This window comes from Pseudomonas sp. GW-45 (genome assembly GCF_056896675.1).
Genome location: NZ_CM167674.1, coordinates 1,785,327 through 1,801,598 on the forward strand (window position 1 = coordinate 1,785,327; position 16,272 = coordinate 1,801,598).

15 protein-coding genes and 1 tRNA gene are annotated in these 16,272 nt (G+C 53.5%); 7 read left to right on the forward strand and 9 right to left on the reverse strand.

All coding sequences use genetic code 11. The annotated features are described in order from the left end of the window. Positions 1 to 15: 15 nt before the first annotated feature. From AC1XYH_RS08130 to AC1XYH_RS08155, 6 genes are all read left to right on the forward strand, one after another. Positions 16 to 324 carry a hypothetical protein gene (locus tag AC1XYH_RS08130; RefSeq protein WP_096346775.1) on the forward strand — a complete coding sequence of 103 codons (309 nt, stop codon included), beginning with the start codon at positions 16 to 18 and terminating at the stop codon, positions 322 to 324. Positions 325 to 415: 91 nt separating this feature from the next. Next, positions 416 to 1,384: a DUF932 domain-containing protein gene (locus AC1XYH_RS08135; protein ID WP_483326086.1), complete on the forward strand. Its 969-nt coding sequence runs from the start codon at positions 416 to 418 to the stop codon at positions 1,382 to 1,384. 107 nt (positions 1,385 to 1,491) lie between these two features. Next, complete coding sequence (locus AC1XYH_RS08140) at positions 1,492 to 2,499, forward strand: YqaJ viral recombinase family nuclease (protein ID WP_483326087.1); 1,008 nt, start codon at positions 1,492 to 1,494, stop codon at positions 2,497 to 2,499. Between the two features lie 77 nt (positions 2,500 to 2,576). Continuing rightward, positions 2,577 to 3,518, forward strand: coding sequence for a recombination directionality factor (locus AC1XYH_RS08145; protein WP_096346778.1), 942 nt, complete (start codon positions 2,577 to 2,579; stop codon positions 3,516 to 3,518). A gap of 26 nt (positions 3,519 to 3,544) precedes the next feature. Further along, entirely contained in the window at positions 3,545 to 4,033 is a 489-nt protein-coding gene (gene radC, locus AC1XYH_RS08150; protein WP_218838612.1) for a RadC family protein, read from the forward strand. 654 nt (positions 4,034 to 4,687) lie between these two features. Beyond that, complete coding sequence (locus AC1XYH_RS08155; RefSeq protein WP_096346779.1) at positions 4,688 to 5,509, forward strand: hypothetical protein; 822 nt, start codon at positions 4,688 to 4,690, stop codon at positions 5,507 to 5,509. A 669-nt stretch (positions 5,510 to 6,178) separates the two neighbouring features. Here AC1XYH_RS08155 and AC1XYH_RS08160 read toward each other — a convergent pair. The 4 genes from AC1XYH_RS08160 to AC1XYH_RS08175 all read right to left on the reverse strand — a co-directional run bounded on the left by AC1XYH_RS08160 (position 6,179) and on the right by AC1XYH_RS08175 (position 10,444). Beyond that, on the reverse strand, positions 6,179 to 6,859 hold the full coding sequence (locus AC1XYH_RS08160; RefSeq protein WP_483326088.1) for an inovirus Gp2 family protein: 681 nt from the start codon (positions 6,857 to 6,859) through the stop codon (positions 6,179 to 6,181). A gap of 545 nt (positions 6,860 to 7,404) precedes the next feature. Continuing rightward, complete coding sequence (locus AC1XYH_RS08165; RefSeq protein ID WP_483326089.1) at positions 7,405 to 7,785, reverse strand: helix-turn-helix transcriptional regulator; 381 nt, start codon at positions 7,783 to 7,785, stop codon at positions 7,405 to 7,407. A gap of 50 nt (positions 7,786 to 7,835) precedes the next feature. Beyond that, positions 7,836 to 8,989 (reverse strand): IS3 family transposase gene (locus AC1XYH_RS08170; protein ID WP_483326090.1). Its coding sequence is split into 2 segments (ribosomal slippage): positions 7,836 to 8,743 and positions 8,743 to 8,989, totalling 1,155 coding nucleotides; the frame shifts between segments, so codons are not numbered across the junction. Positions 8,990 to 9,082: 93 nt separating this feature from the next. Next, positions 9,083 to 10,444 carry a hypothetical protein gene (locus AC1XYH_RS08175; protein ID WP_483326091.1) on the reverse strand — a complete coding sequence of 454 codons (1,362 nt, stop codon included), beginning with the start codon at positions 10,442 to 10,444 and terminating at the stop codon, positions 9,083 to 9,085. Positions 10,445 to 10,600: 156 nt separating this feature from the next. Between AC1XYH_RS08175 and AC1XYH_RS08180 the strand changes: the two genes are divergently transcribed. After that, complete coding sequence (locus AC1XYH_RS08180; protein ID WP_096344616.1) at positions 10,601 to 11,686, forward strand: hypothetical protein; 1,086 nt, start codon at positions 10,601 to 10,603, stop codon at positions 11,684 to 11,686. Positions 11,687 to 11,947: 261 nt separating this feature from the next. Here the strand turns inward: AC1XYH_RS08180 and AC1XYH_RS08185 are convergent. From AC1XYH_RS08185 to pheS, 5 genes are all read right to left on the reverse strand, one after another. Continuing rightward, positions 11,948 to 12,024 (reverse strand) — tRNA-Pro (locus AC1XYH_RS08185). An 88-nt stretch (positions 12,025 to 12,112) separates the two neighbouring features. Continuing rightward, positions 12,113 to 12,472, reverse strand: a complete 360-nt coding sequence (locus tag AC1XYH_RS08190) for a MerR family transcriptional regulator (RefSeq protein ID WP_483326092.1) — start codon at positions 12,470 to 12,472, stop codon at positions 12,113 to 12,115. Next, on the reverse strand, positions 12,453 to 12,755 hold the full coding sequence (ihfA, locus tag AC1XYH_RS08195; protein ID WP_483326093.1) for an integration host factor subunit alpha: 303 nt from the start codon (positions 12,753 to 12,755) through the stop codon (positions 12,453 to 12,455). The genes AC1XYH_RS08190 and ihfA overlap by 20 nt, the downstream gene beginning before the upstream one ends. Positions 12,756 to 12,758: 3 nt before the next feature. Beyond that, positions 12,759 to 15,140, reverse strand: a complete 2,382-nt coding sequence (gene pheT / locus AC1XYH_RS08200; RefSeq protein ID WP_483326094.1) for a phenylalanine--tRNA ligase subunit beta — start codon at positions 15,138 to 15,140, stop codon at positions 12,759 to 12,761. Positions 15,141 to 15,179: 39 nt separating this feature from the next. Then, entirely contained in the window at positions 15,180 to 16,184 is a 1,005-nt protein-coding gene (gene pheS / locus AC1XYH_RS08205) for a phenylalanine--tRNA ligase subunit alpha (protein ID WP_483326095.1), read from the reverse strand. Positions 16,185 to 16,272: the final 88 nt, after the last annotated feature.

The following is a 16,272-nucleotide window of genomic DNA, read 5'->3' on the forward strand; positions in this document are numbered from 1 at the left end:
CATGAGGAGCTCTTTATGCTCAAACCCTGTCCACGCTGCGAATCGGAGCGTGTGGTCTATTGCAATTATGGCAAGCGTATCGGCGGTACCGTTGGCACCGTAGCCGGAGCTTTCAGTGGCGCTTCCACCACTGTTACAGGAGCAGCTGCGGGTGCACGTCTAGGCGTGGTTGCTGGCAATAAAGTTGCAGGCCTTGCTGGCGCTGGCCTAGGAGCCGTCACTGGCGCCTTGGCTGGCTGCATTGCCGGTTTGCGGCTGGGCAAGTTAGTGGACGAGCAGTTGCTCTGCCACTTCCGCTGTCTGGACTGTCGCGCCCATTTCTGACGTACCTCTTCTACCCCTTTCTTAACCCCACGCTAACCGCCTAGACCATTCGTTTGGCCTGGGCGGTCTATGCCGTTTTGGAGATATCACCATGGCACATCAATTAGAAAATATGGCTTACGTTGGCGCCACACCCTGGCATGGCCTGGGTAACAAGCTGACCACGCATCAACCACTGGAAGTCTGGCAGCATGAGGCCGGCATGAACTGGCAGATCGAAGAATCACCCGTGCGCTTCCTGTCAGATTCTGCAGCGCATCTGGGTAGCATTCATACGTTTCCGGAGCAGAAGGTGTTGTACCGCTCGGACACCAAGGCACCGCTGTCGGTGGTATCGCAGCGCTATAAGGTCGTGCAGCCGTTCGACGTATTGGAGTTCTACCGTGATCTCACCGAATACGCCGGCTATGAGCTGGAGACCGCAGGTGTGCTCAAAGGTGGTCGCAAGTTCTGGGCTTTAGCACGCACCGGCCAGGCATCTGTGCTTAAAGGCAATGACGTAGTCAGTGGGTACCTTCTACTGGCGACGTCCTGTGATGGCAGCCTGGCGACGGTAGCTACCCCTACTACGGTAAGAGTCGTGTGCAATAACACGCTGGCCATTGCGGTGAACGGCTCGGCTGAGTCTATCCGGGTACCGCACAATACTGAGTTCAACCCGCAAGCAGTCAAGCGCCAGCTCGGGGTCTCAGTGTCGCAGTGGGATGACTTCATGTACCGCATGAAGACGCTATCGGAGCGCAAGGTAAACACCGGTGAAGCCCTGGGTTATTTCCTGCAGGTGATCTGTGATACCGAGAAGGACGTAGCCAATCGTCGCGAGCTGACTCAACACAGAGCGCTACAGAAGGTACAAGAGCTGTATTCCGGCAAAGGCCGCGGCTCACAAATGGAATCAGCGCAGCACACCGTCTGGGGCCTTCTGAATGCAGTGACTGAGTATGTTGACCATGATAAACGTTCTCGCAGCGTGGACCACCGTCTGGACTCGGCCTGGTTTGGCCAGGGCGCCAGCTTGAAGCAGAAAGCCCTAGATCACGCCTTGGCCCTGGTTGCTTGAAACCTGTCAGGGTGCGACCTCTGCCCCGCTCTATCACACCTTTTAACCCAACGGCATAAGCCCGGTCAGCCAGCGCTGACCGGGCCTTTCTGCGTCTGGAGTTTGTTATGAACACACACGAATCAACCTCTATCCCATCCAACAACAAAAATAATCGCGGCATGCTTCGCCTTGTCAGCACCAAGGATCTCAGCCGCACTGACTGGCTAGATGTACGCAAGCGCGGCATCGGTAGTTCTGATTCCTCCGCAGCCATCGGCCTGAACCCTTACAAATCGCCACTGGAGCTGTGGCTGGAGAAGACCAACCGTGATCAAGGGCTGGCCAAGCCAAATTCGGATGATGACACCGCTCCGGTATTTTGGGGTGTGATACTCGAACCAGTGGTGGCCTCCCAGTACCAGCGCCGAACGGGTAACAAGGTACGTAAGGTAAACGCTGTCCTGCAGCATCAAGAGCATCCCTGGATGCTGGCCAATATCGACCGTGAAGTGGTTGGCAGTGCCGAGGTGCAGATCCTGGAATGCAAGACGGCGGGCATCAACGGGGCAAAGCTTTGGCGTGACGGTGTCCCCAAGTATGTCGAGGTTCAGGTGATGCACCAGCTGGCGGTTACCGGCAAGCAAGCTGCCGATGTTGCGGTATTGCTCGGAGGGCAACAGCTGGAGGTTTACCGGATCGAGCGCGACGAGATCCTAATCCAGAAGCTGATTGAGCTTGAACAACAATTCTGGAGGTACGTTGAAACCGACACCCCTCCCCCTGCAGACGGTTCCGATTCCGCTGACCAAGCATTACGGTTGCTCTACCCAGAAGATAACGGTGTGGTGACGGACTTCTCTGAAGACCAGGTTCTGTCCCAGGCCTATACCGAGCTTAAACAGGTGCGCCTGTCACTGGCCGAGCTAGGCACGCAGGAGTCGGTCCTCAAGCAGCGTCTGCAAGAGGCCATGGGGCCTACCACCAAAGCCGTCTTTGCCGAGGGGTCAGTTACCTGGAAGAAGGCCAAGGACAGCGTTGCGCTGGATCTGGACGCTCTTCTCAAAGCACGCCCTGAGTTGAAAACCCTATATCAGACCAGCAAGCCCGGTAGCCGGCGCTTCCTGGTCAGCTAACTTCCATTACCCAATATAAAGGCTGATTGCTAACCGGCAGTCGGCTTTTTTGCATTCAATTCCATTAGGAGTTTCCCATGATCAAAGGTCTGGCTATTACACCGCCCGTGCTCGGACGGATATCCATCGGCAAGGTGGTCGAGAAGAACGGCATGCGTCTACCGGAGAAGGATGACCAGTTCACCATCACTTCCCAAATACAAACCAAGGATGGCTGGGTGCTGCATCCGGTTGATGAGCAACTGCGCAAGGATCAAGGCGGTAAGATTCGCACGATCCCGGTACGCCTGTTGTTTAACGACCCAGGACTGAATTTTCGGGCTGAGTATTGCCTGTTTGATCGCACCAGCGGACGTCCGCTGTGCGTGGGCAACGGTGATACCTGTAAGCGCTCCACCAGTGAAGGACTGCAGTCACTGCCCTGCCCCAGCCCGGATGGCTGTCCCATGGCCAAGGGTGGCGCCTGCAAGCCGTATGGCCGTCTTAATGTAGCTATTGGAGATGATGATCTGTTGGGTAGCTTCGTATTTAGAACAACAGGCTTCAACAGCATCCGCACCCTCACCGCCAGGCTGAGTTACCTGCAGGCGCTGTCTGGCAATCGGTTGGCTTGCCTGCCCCTGGAGATTCGTCTTCGTGGTAAATCCACCCGGCAGAGCCACGGCACACCGATTTACTACGTGGATCTGATTCTACGCACCGGCTTGTCCATGGAAGAGGCGCTGAACCAAGCTAATGCGCTAGATCTCGCCCGTCGGGATGCAGGATTTGAACAGGCAGCGCTGGATGCAGCCGCTCAGAAAGGGTTACTCAACGGGGCCTTTGAGGACAGCGATGATGAAGCTGAGCAGGTTCTGGAGGAGTTTTATCCCGAAGCACCTACTACTACCCAGCCTCAAGCCGGTAGCCAAATAGGCTACATCAGCCGCAAAGCCCGCCGCGAACAACCCACCCTGCACGAGCTGATCATGCAGCGTGCGCAGGGACTTCAAGACCAACCAGCTCCTCCAAACAATTAACAGCTAACCTCTACCCGGAGTTCACCATGCACACACTAGACACTCAGGCGGCGATGACGCCGCCTGCCGGCATCCCCTTGTCGGAAAAGGAAGTATTGAGCTGGGCGCAGAATATTCTGGAGGCCCGCTTTCGGCGCAGTAACTACCTGACCAGCCCGCAACACGTGAAGGACTACCTGATGGCAGCGCTCGCCACGGAGGAGCGCGAAGTATTTGGCATCATCTTGCTGGACAGTCAGCATGGCGTATTAGGCTTTGAAATTCTGTTTCACGGCACCATCGACACCGCCAGCGTCTATCCGCGTGAGGTGATCAAGAGCGTACTTAATGCCAACGCAGCCGCCGTCATCCTTACTCACAACCATCCCAGTGGCAGACCGGAACCCAGCACGGCGGATGTGGCTTTGACTAAGCGCCTCGAGACTGCATTGGAAACCGTTGAAGTTCGCTTGCTAGATCACTTGGTGATTGGTGGTGCGGACTCGGTGAGCTTTGCAGAACGAGGTCTGTTATGACAATGGCGGGAGCATGTATTAGAGGGATGCCGGATCCTGAGGTCAAAATGCAAGACCGATTTTTGTCGAGGGGCCATTCAAAATGGAGCTAACTGAAATGAGGCGCTGCATGGTTGAAGACCTGGAGGGTTATCCAGCACAAATGGACGTCCGGTCGTGCTTATAAAGCTCAACATACCTGTGGAATGCATAAGTCCTAGCGCGCTTCCGAGGTCTGAGACCTCGGAAGTACATATTTTTCTTTTTTCTAACAATCGGATCATGGGCAAATGAGATCGGCTAAGCATCTCGGCCCGCCCTTCGGGTCAAGTATAGGGTGACCCCCAGCCTAGCTCATAGCCGCCTTTGGGTGTCGGCTCATTTGGCGGGCGTTTTAGAATACAGTCGGGCCTTCGTTGGCACCTGCTCCGCTACTACTTGGGCAAGCCTTGGCAAAGGAAGGTTTGGTGCTATACCTATCTTTGGCGCCTGAAGGTTTGACCTATCTTCCGGGCAGAAAAATGGTTGGAAGGACGGTCCAATTTTGAGGGTAGGTGTTTGTGTTTCGCTATCAACGCTGATAGCAAACAACCCTTCTGGGCGCAGCTAGCACGCCGAACCGCAGCAATGTTGAATTCACCTAGATAAGTGAGTGCAGACCGGGAGGGTAAGAGCATGACGCACGACTTCCAGGCGCTACTCAAGCTGTCCCTGGCAGCGACTATGTTGCGCGTCGTTATCATGCTGGGAGGGCTGGCGCTGCTGTCAGGGTGTCTAGTCTCTTATAAACCCCTCTTCGAGTCCTCGGTTTTCCCATTTCCGAGCGGCACCCAACTCGTCGCTACAGCACAAAATTCTGCCGGGGAGATCAAGCAAGTTTTGGATCTGACCATAGAAAATGGCGCATATACAGTCAGTTGGGAAAAGCCGCCTCTACGCTGCAAGCTACACCCTTTGGACCAGAACACCTGGTTAGTGATGATAGATTTGAGCGAGACAGCAAAGACTCCTACCTACCAGTACGTTGTTCTCAGATCACAAGATTCGAGAGTACATGTTGCAAATGTACACAAGAATGATTTTGTGGCCTGGGCGAAGTCGAACAACGTTGTGACTGGCTGGGCAGAAGCGGAAGACTCCGTCGAGGTGCGCTCGATGGAGGTCACCGTACAGGCCATGGGCGATCTGGTTGACTGGTCAAATACATCGAACAACCTCGTGTATGAGGTTATGACTCCGGAGAGAAAAAAGCTGGACGAAATGATGGCTGCAAACAAAAGAATCCAACAAGAAATACTGGCGGGGTTAGAGGCCCAACTCGCAGAGGCCAAAAATAATCTCGCTGAAATTACCAAAGAACTTAAAGACTTATGTGGCCTACGAAACTGTGAAACACTCAAAGATGGGCGCAAAATATATCAAACGAAAACTCTTAACCCATCAGCTTGGTACTACGAAGACGGTCAATTGGCTCCAGAAGCGGAGTGGCCCAAATGAGAAGGAACTCTCTCACCTGTTCCATCTTGGCTTTGTCCTGCTGGATGAGTGCTACTCCAGTGCTGGCCGATGACGCGGAGCTACGTATTTGTAGTGCCAAGGAAGCTGACGATACATTGCTGGTCGCAGTCGTTCATCGCAACTACGCACTTTTCCCACTCGGAGATTCTTGGCTAGCGAGGGGGTGGTGGACCATTCCGCCTGGCGAGTGCCAAACAGTAGGGTCACTTGCCATCGGCATGCCGGTATTTCTGAGCGTCAGCAGTACTTCGACCAGCGGTCCGCGGATTCACGCGTACAAACTTCACTCCGGCCCGATTCCTGTGAACGATTCTGTTGGCATCGAGCGCTTCTTTTGTGTTCAACGCGACTATTTTGAACGCGTAGAGCCCGTATTGGAAGGGCACAACACCTGCCCGCCAGGCTGGCACCAGCAGTTATTCAATCTGTACATTTTTGTCCAAAGGAATGTGCTTTTAACTTTGACACTGGGATGAGACCCAATTTTGAATTCTCTTCGTTATTCATAGCAAATGGAATGAGCTGGGCCAGGGGTCTCCATCCCCTCTGACCCAACCTGCCTTAGCATCGTCAGATCACTGCTCGCGTGTCAAACCACGCAGGGACACTGAGAGCAGGCATCGCAGCCAGGTAAGCTGGCGCTACGCCTTACACGTCGCTGCATCCAAAGCAATGCAATCCTCCGAACGCTTTCGTAGCGACCTTACACAGGTAGCTGGCTCGATATAAGAAAGCCTCCAGCTCACGCTCGTCTGCGTGATCAGCCAAGCTCAATTGATACTCTGAACCCTCCGGCCTGTACACCAGACCAAAGGCCTCATCTGGCTCTAATCGAAGGGTCAGCGCCCAAGCCCTCTCCAATAAACCATATAAGTTCGCACGGTCCGGCCTTGGCGACCCCAGCTTGTAATACGCATCATTGTTAAGCAGGAGCACGCAGTGATAGTGGGGCTTACCTGACCGTCCCACCTCCCTAGCCCACACGTATCGTACGTCGGTCTGGTGCACCCTGCGCTCCAGACCCGCTAGCTCACGGTCACGTTTGATAAGGCGCTTGAGTGTCTCAAAGAACGTGCTTATGAACTTGTTCGAATCGTAGTCTCGGCAAAAAAACGGATCAATCTGTGGAAAGCGCAAATCAAATCGTGCTGCAAACACCCGGGAGTACTGGTCAAGAGCCCTCTCAGTCGTATCGTATAATTGGTCTAGGAACTCTCGAATCAGAGGTCCCCGGTCGGTGTACACCTCAAATCCGTCGAACTGATTCTCGTAATGCAAGTGAAGGCTGGGGTTAGCTTTAAGACGTTTGTATCTCTTGCTGATTTTCATTGGTTCATCCTGCTGTGTGGGTTTCATACCACTGCAGGTGTTGTAATTATTAACGTATAGCTGGACGACCCCTAAGCTCATCACCCTGTCTGTATAGCCCTAGGGGCGCTATACGTCTCTACTGTTACATCTAACCCCTGGACCTATAGTAATATACATACACCCGCGGCCCTGCTGGCGCTGTTAAGGCCATGCCAAAGCCCTAACAGACACAGGGCTTTAGCTCGAGTACTAGGCTTCGAGGAAAACCCATTTTTGCAAAGCCGAAAATGGCTCAAGTGCCGCAGCCCCTGAGGCCGTATCAATAGCGGTCTTCATTCACATTTGTCTATCCTGGCATGCTAGATCACGCCCTTCTATCTGAGCCAGAACCTAATCGTCAATTCCAGTTTCGGTCCAGCCAGAGGACCGCCCCAGCATGCGAAAAATTCTGACCAGCTAGGTGATTTTCCTTGCTGTCCTGATAGCTGCGCAACGGCATAAAAGCACCACGGCCACGAGGCCGTGGTGCTCGCATCATGCGTTAGGATTGTAGGTCCCAGCCCTCAGTGCGATCCATGTGCCGCAGCCCTTGATGCCGGACTAATAGCGGTCGACATTGACATTTGCCTTGTCTGCCAAGCTAGATCACGCCCTTCAATCTTAGCAAGCATCCATCCGTCGATTTCACTTTCTAACCAGGATACCGACCTTCCGCCGACCGAAACTCTGGGTGGAAAAGTACCTGCTGCCATATATTTGTATATTGTTGAGCGGCCCAACCCCGTTCTCTCGAGGACCTCGGCAATTCGAATAAATCTGGGTTTCATGATCACATCCTCATATTGTCCAGAGGATGGGTGGCGCTTGTTTAAAAAAACCTTCATCGCTTCAGCGAACGGTGCGCCAGTAAAAGGTCTGGCTTTGCCTGCGTTTCCTAGCGCCATGACGTTATCTTGTCTACGCGAGGCGATTCCGCCACCAAGGCTGGTGGGTTCTACCCCACTTTCACGGACGGTTTTAAAAGAGTCGAAAACTTCAAATCTTGCTGAGCAACTCTACGACGCATTCGTGGGTTATGAAACCGCTCAATATAGTCGAACAGATCCGCTCGCGCTTCATCAAGTGTCCGGTACGATTGATGAGCAACACGCTCCCGCTTGAGTTGGCCGAAGAAGCCTTCACAAGCGGCGTTATCGCCACAATGTCCAACGGCACTCATGCTGCAAACCAGCGTGTTTCTACTCAGAAAGCGCTGGTAGTCGGCACTGGTAAATTGGCTTCCCCTGTCCGAATGCAGAATTACCGACCAGTCGCCCTGACGCTGCCAAATCGCCATTTCCACTGCCCGGATGACCATCTGCCTGTCTTGACGATGATGCATTGACCAGCCAATCACTAACTTGCTGTACAAATCCAGCACTACACACAGGAAGAGCTTGCCCTCTAGGGTGGCTATCTCAGTGATATCCGTGACCCATTTGCGCTCCGGCTCCAAGGCATTGAAGTCGCGTTCCAGTAGATTTTCCACACCTGCTGGGCGGCCAGACCTTACTCGGCCAAAGCCACGTCTCTTCCTGCGCGGCCAACCTTGAATTTGCTCTGCAGCCATCAAGCGAGCAACGCGGTTTAGGCTGACGGTTTCACCTTCGAAGAGTAGATCCTCGTGCATGCGAGGCGCACCTATCGCACCGCGACTATCCTCATGGATCTCAAGAATACGCTTTATCAAGCGAGCATTATCCTGAGCGCGTGGACTTGGCTCACGATCTCGCCAGTCGTAATAGCCACTGGCAGACACCTTCAAACAACGGCACATCAGTCGGACTGGGTACTCGTTGCGGCAGCGCTGGATCACCGAGTACCGTTCGATGACTCCCTGGCAAAGTACGCTGCCGCGTCTTTTAAAAAATCACGTTCCTTCGTTACTCGGGCTAGCTCACGCTTGAGGCGGGCGAGCTCTTCATCTCGCGGACTACCCGTGCCAGGAAAGGGCTCCTTGCCTGGCTGTGCCTCTCGCACCCAGCGATTTAGCAAGCTCGGCGCCACACCGATCTCTTGAGCTATCTGACGGCAGCTGGTGCCGGAACGACGGGCCAGTTCGACGGCCTCTCGTTTGAACTCAGGGCTGTATTGTTTGCGCTTGGACATAAACACTCCTATGACTCAGTGCGAGTCTACTTGAAAGTGTCCGTGTTAACGGGGTAGAACCCGGTTCACGAGATTAATCATCGTGCATAAAAATCACGGGATGACTTGTGGCAGCAACCCATTGATGTCTGGCGTTCCTGGCGCAATTACCATCTCGCTGGTATAGGTGCGCGTTACAATGTGGTCCTTGAACGGATAAGACACGAGACAACCGCGCCAGCTTGCATCTGATCGAGGCTGGAGAAGCAGCACAACGCTTTCGTAGCCCAGTTCGAAAGGTTGAGGAACGATAGCCATGTCCTCAAACTGTAAACCCGGAATCGATAGATCTGTGAGAAGCTTTTTAAGGCTTATTGCCAGCTCGAAGGCCATATCAGCGAGCACCGGGATCACAATATCAGAGAGGTTATTATCTGAGCGCTCCCCTGCCGGATAGGCCAATACACGGAACTCAACCTCAAATCGCCGGCATAGCTCTTCGATGTGTCGCTGCTCGCCTGATGCGTCACGAACAACATCCCTCCAGTGCTTCGACAGTAAAAACGCAGCGCTTTGTTCGAGTATCCCCTGTAAGAACCCAAATAACGTGCGAGGCATATTCTTTAAAAAGATGAGCGCTTGCTCATACGAGGAGTATTCGCAGAATTTTGGATATTTTGCTTTTTGTTCGATGTCTAACCAGATGCTGCGTAGGTGCACCCCAGTCAGGGGAAAGTCGGCATCCCTCATTGCGAAAGGAGGTTTGATCGCGACAACGGCCGTGACATCTACCCCATTGCTGAGCTCAGGGTGGTTCAGGTTGATAAAATAAATGCTCTTGGTCTTCTGGAGGAGAATCGAGCTCGTGTGACCTGGAACGTAAGCTCTTAGCACCCCGAGACTGACCAAACGCGCTATCCGCTGTATCAGACGCGCCTGGCTTAACCCTGTAGCATTTCGGATGGATGCAGAACCTAGCTTTGAAACCACCCCGAACTTGTCCGCCCCGCACAAAAGCACTGCCACCAACAACCGATTCACAATACTCAATCGTCCAGTCTGCTTCCTAGATCGCAGCGCTGCTAGCCTGGTTGGGTCATCGAGCCCTTTCATCTGAGACAGGGTTGATGATGAGCCTTTGTTTTTTTCATGCTGCAGCACCCGGATAATCGCCTTCTCGTGGAATACCGCTCCCGCCCCCTTCAACTTAGTTTTAATGCTTTCTGATAGCTGGTATTGCCTTGCTGGCTTACCTGGCCCCGCTGATAGATCTATACGCTTAAGCGTCCCGCAGGCCTCAAGGGCGTTTAGCGACGTCGACACGATACGATCTGAAATGCCAAACCTCAGTGCCATGTCCTTAACGCCACCAGGCACCGAGCTCATGGCATAGCTCGTCTGAACAAATCGTATAAAAAAATATTTAGCTTCAGGAGCTAACCCGTCTAAACGAAGACTTAATGCGACACTTAACATGTATATCGTCACCAGAACATGTATATGACCGAATTATGTCGTAGAAATAACAGCCTGTATATTCTCTTAAGTAAGACATGTCGTGTTTTGTATTTAGGACATGTCTGAATTAGAGCTAGAATGCATTTAAGAAAAAACTACTGATGAGTGAGTAGCATGCGTAACAAGGCCAACGGACTTGAATGGATCGACAAGAACAATCAGAGGCAAGTCAGCTGGTCGTACCGGTATCTGAAAGGCAAAGGGGAAATCCAACGGGACGGTCAAAAGCCCAGTCATACCGAGCTGCTTTCTGTTGGCGCAAAGCTTCATCCTTTGCTCATCAAGAGGATGAGGGGCGCCTGGCTGAAGTACGCATCCAGATCTATCGAGAACAAGACGAAGACTCAATCATTTGATTTGTCGCTGGACACTGCAAAGCAGTTGAGCTCCCTGGCAAAGAATGGAAAAACAAACGTCAGGAGCGTGGTGATCTCGTTGATCAGCGTCGCCGCAGGCGAAGCTGGCAGTCAAAAGGCGTGGATCAAAGCTACTAAAAAAGACGACAAAGCAGCTCTGCTCCGCCTCAAGGCTGAAATAGCTGAAACAAGAAAACATCTGGACAAGACTCTTCGTGCCCTTTGCGCTCTCGAAGCGCAGGGCGCACCGATAGACCCAAAAAAACCAGGCAAAGAAACTGAAGATCTTTATACGCAGAGAAGACGAGACATAGAGCAGGATATTAAAAGCGAAGTGGGTAAAGCCGTTGGCAAGCGCGGCCGATTATCTCAATTCGCGCGCGCCCTTCCTCGCGAAGGCTGGAACTACCTACAAGAGGCCGTACCCTATGCAGTAAAGCCTGAGAAACAGAAACCACCATTGCCGGCATGGGGGACGTCAATCTCTGCCTCTTTTATAGGCCTCATTCAGCAAGACCTGCATTCAGACCAAGCAATGTATCAGTACAGATCGGCGATGCTGACTGACGGACAGCCAGGTGCAATCAAAAACCAGCCGATTCCAAAGCCAAAGGCACCAGCTTCAGAAGAAACTATCGAGAAACAAGCAGATTTTAGAGCCGACAAAGCACTCGAACCTGAATGCCATCAAGCAGGAACCCGATTAGAAGAGACCAATACCAGCCAGGCAACAAGCAGCCCAGCCGCAATAAACGAACCGGAACAAAGATCACTTGCGGCGCTAGATGAGAGGCCCGAGTGGCAGAAGAAGCGAGATAGCATAATTGGCAGGCCTAAGACCTAGCCAGCGCTGCCAGAAGAAGTACGGTAGCGGCTCAAGACCTTGTGGGTGGTCGGCGACTTTATTGTGGCTGACAGAGCCCACACGTGACGGGTACGCATCGCTAATGAGACAACCGATGACACTAAGGAAAAAATAGCCACCCTTTGTGCGATGCTATTTTAAGCTAAGCACAAACGGTCACCAAACGGTCACGGGGAGCACCAAAATCCAGACATGAAAAAGGCCGGCGCTTTCGCAACCGGCCTAAGTCATTGATAATATTGGTCGGGACGGAGTGATTCGAACACTCGACCCCTTGCACCCCATGCAAGTGCGCTACCAGGCTGCGCTACGCCCCGACGGTGCTTCCATTTAACTTCTGAAGCGGGTCGAATAATACATTAACTATCTGAAATGCGAAAGTTTTTTTTCGATCAAGCGACCAGTTTAACGTACGCGCAAAACGATCAACACTTCTTCCAGTTCGGCAATGGTTTGGCGTATCAGCTGTTTATACTGAGTTACATCATCCTTTGCCTCATCGCCAGAAAGACGCTGACGTGCACCACCAATAGTGAAACCTTGGTCGTAGAGCAACCCTCGGATCTGACGAATCATCAGCACATCTTGACGCTGATAATAACGGCGATTTCCGCGACGCTTTACGGGTGAAAGTTGTGGAAATTCCTGCTCCCAGTAACGCAGAACATGAGGCTTTACTGCACAAAGCTCGCTTACTTCACCAATGGTGAAATAGCGTTTGCCGGGGATAGCCGGCAGTTCGTCGTTATGGCTGGGTTCCAGCATAGGCTTCTACTCTGGCCTTGAGTTTTTGTCCGGGGCGAAAAGTCACTACACGCCTTGCGGTAATGGGGATCTCTTCACCCGTCTTGGGATTGCGTCCGGGGCGCTGACGTTTGTCACGCAAATCAAAATTGCCGAATCCGGAAAGTTTGACCTGCTCATTGGTTTCCAGTGCATTACGAATTTCTTCGAAAAACTGTTCGACCAACTCTTTGGCTTCGCGCTTATTGAACCCTAGCTCTTCATAGAGCCGCTCAGCCATCTCTGCTTTTGTCAGAGCCCCCATAGACTATTTCCTTAGTGTGGCGTTGAATCCTTGCTCCAGGGACTTCAACACTCCGTCCATGACAGCATTCACCTCTTCATCCGTAAGAGTGCGCGAGGAATTCTGCAAGGTCAAGCCGATAGCCATACTTTTTCTAAGCGGATCAATACCTTTGCCCTCATAAACGTCAAACAACCTGAGGTTTTTGAGGTGCTCACCCGCTTCGCTACGAATACAGGCCAATAAATCTTCTGCCAATACCGAGCGATCAACGACTAACGCTATATCTCTTCGGACTTCAGGATAGCGTGACAATTCGGCGAAACGCGGCAATTGCCCTTCGCAAATCTTCGCTAATGCCAACTCGAACACAAAAACCGGTCCATTCAAGTCGAGATCAGTCACCAGCTTTGGATGCAGCGCGCCCAGCAAGCCCACTTGCTCACCGTTACGTTGAATGCTGGCAGTTTGGCCTGGGTGCAATGCTGGGTGCTCGCCGGGCACAAAAGTGTAGGCATCGCCGGCGCCACCATTGCTCAAAATTGCTTCCACATCGGCTTTAACGTCGAAGAAGTCGAGCTTATCACCACCGTTTGCCCAGCCTTCCGGCAGCCGCGTTGCGCAGGCAATGCCAGACAACATACGTTCTTGCAGCAGCTCACCGTTTGCTTGGGGCACAAAGCGCAAACCGCTTTCAAACAAACGAACGCGGCTTTGCTGACGGTTCTGGTTATATTGCAGCGCCTTGCTCAAGCCGGGCCACAGCGATGTGCGCATGACAGCCATGTCGGTAGAAATCGGATTAGCCAGCGCCAAAGGCTCGACCTCTGGATCAAACTGTTTGTTCAGACCCGGCTCGACAAAGCTGTAGGTGATTGCTTCATGGTAACCACGGGCAACCAGCAGACGGCGCAGTGTTGGCAGCTCGCCAAGGGTTTCCGGCTTGGCGGTCAAATTAAGGGCCGCCGTAGGTGCGCTGACCGGTAGGCGGTTGTAGCCATAAAGGCGCGCCAATTCTTCGATCAGATCCACTTCTATGCTGATATCGAAGCGGTGGCTAGGCACGTTGACCTGCCATTGACCTTCGCCTTCAGCCGTCACGGCAAGACCCAGGCCGGTCAGGTAGCCGACTACATCGGCTTCGCTCATCTGCATGCCAAGCATCTGGTTAATCCGCTCGCTGCGCAGAGTGATCTGCTTCAGTGTTGGCAAGGCGCCCTGCTCTACTGCTTCAATTACCGGGCCTGGCTCACCACCAACGATTTCCAGGATCAATGCAGTAGCACGCTCCATAGCGTCACGCTGCAGTTGCCAATCCACACCGCGCTCAAAGCGGTGCGAGGAATCGGTGTGCAGGCTGTAACCACGCGCTTTGCCGGCGATGGCTATGGTGTCGAAGAAGGCACTTTCCAGGAACAGATCCTGAGTGCTCGCGCTAACACCGCTATGCTCGCCACCCATGATACCGGCCATAGCCAAAGGGCGCTGGTGATCAGCGATAACGAGCGTGTCCGCGCGCAGAGTGATTTCTTGGCCATCGAGGAGGACCAGCTTCTCGCCTTCCTCGGCCAAGCGCACACGAATGCCGCCCTTGATCTCGGCCAGATCGAATGCATGCAGTGGCTGCCCCAGTTCGAGCATCACATAGTTGGTGGTATCAACCACGGGATCAATGCTGCGGATGTCGCTGCGACGCAAACGCTCGACCATCCACAAGGGCGTCGCGCGGGACAGATCGACGTTGCGGATAACGCGGCCCAAGTACCGTGGGCAGGCCTGTGTCGCCAAGAGCTCTACCGGGCGCACATCGTCATGTACCGCAGCTACCGGTTCAATCTGTACGCGGGTAACTGCGGCGCCGTAGTTGGCACCCACTTCACGGGCCAGGCCGGCAATAGACAAGCAATCGCCGCGGTTGGGCGTCAGATCTACCTCGATGATGGCGTCGTCCAGACCCAGATACTCACGCACGTTCTGACCTGCAGGAGCATCGGTAGGCAGCTCGTACAAGCCGTCGTGGTCGTCAGACAGCTTTAATTCGGCGGCGGAACACAGCATGCCGAAAGATTCCACACCGCGCAGCTTAGCCTTCTTGATCTTGAAGTCTTCGCCCAGCTCGGCGCCGACCATGGCGAAGGGTATCTTGATGCCAGGACGCGCATTGGGGGCGCCACAGACCACTTGAAACTGCTCGGTGCCGTTACTGACCTGACAAACGCGCAACTTGTCGGCATCTGGATGCTGTTCAGCACTGACAATCTCGCCCACCACCACACCGCTAAACACGCCGGCAGCTGGCGTAACGCTGTCTACTTCGAGTCCGGTCATGGACAGGCGCGCTACCAGATCGTCACGGGAGACGTCAGGGTTAACCCAGGTGCGCAGCCACTGTTCACTGAATTTCATTATTGGTTCCTGCTTTCAAAGGGTTGCGGGGGGCGGCGCTCAGCGAAACTGCTCAAGAAAACGCAGGTCGTTGTCGAAGAAGATGCGCAGATCTGCCACGCCGTAGCGCAGCATCGTCAGACGCTCTACACCCATACCGAAGGCAAAACCCTGATATTTTTCTGGATCAATGCCCGACATGCGCAGCACATCCGGATGCACCATGCCGCAGCCCAGGACCTCTAGCCAGTCGGACTTCTCTTCACCGTTCTTGATCACGGTGCGACGGATATCCACCTCGGCAGACGGCTCTGTGAAGGGAAAGAACGAGGGACGGAAACGCACTTCCAGGTCCGCTTCGAAGAATTCGCGCAGGAATTGTTCGATAGTCCCTTTCAAATCAGCAAAGCTCACGCCCTCGTCAATCAGCAATCCTTCGACCTGGTGAAACATAGGCGAATGAGTCTGATCGGAGTCGCAGCGGTAAACACGCCCCGGACAGATGATCCGGATCGGTGGCTGGCTACTCTCCATCGTGCGCACTTGTACCGGTGAGGTGTGGGTGCGCAGTAAGGTGTTGGCATTGAAATAGAAGGTGTCATGCATTGCCCGCGCCGGGTGATGGCCAGGAATGTTGAGGGCTTCAAAGTTGTGGTAATCGTCCTCTACCTCAGGACCTTCCTCGACGGTATAACCGACGTGGGCAAAAATCTGTTCGATGCGCTCCATGGTACGCGTCACCGGATGTAAACCACCGCTCACTTGGCCACGGCCAGGGAGGGTCACATCAACACGCTCGGCAGCCAATTTGGCGTTCAGCGCGGAAGATTCCATATCGCTCTTGCGTGCGTTCAGCACACTGGATACACGCTCTTTGGCCTCATTGACCATGGCGCCTACTTTAGGCCGTTCTTCAGCCGGGATGTTGCCCAGGGTTTTCATCACCTGAGTCAGCTCGCCCTTCTTGCCTAGGTACTGCACGCGGATCTGCTCCAGCGCATTGATATCTGCTGCCTGCTCAATAGCGTCAAGTGCTTGGGAGACCAGGGCGTCAAGGTTTTCCATTTACAAACTCCAGAAACAAAAATAGGGAAAGAGCGGTGAGGCTCTTCCCCTATTATTGACGTTGCCATCCACGCCTTACGGCGTGGTG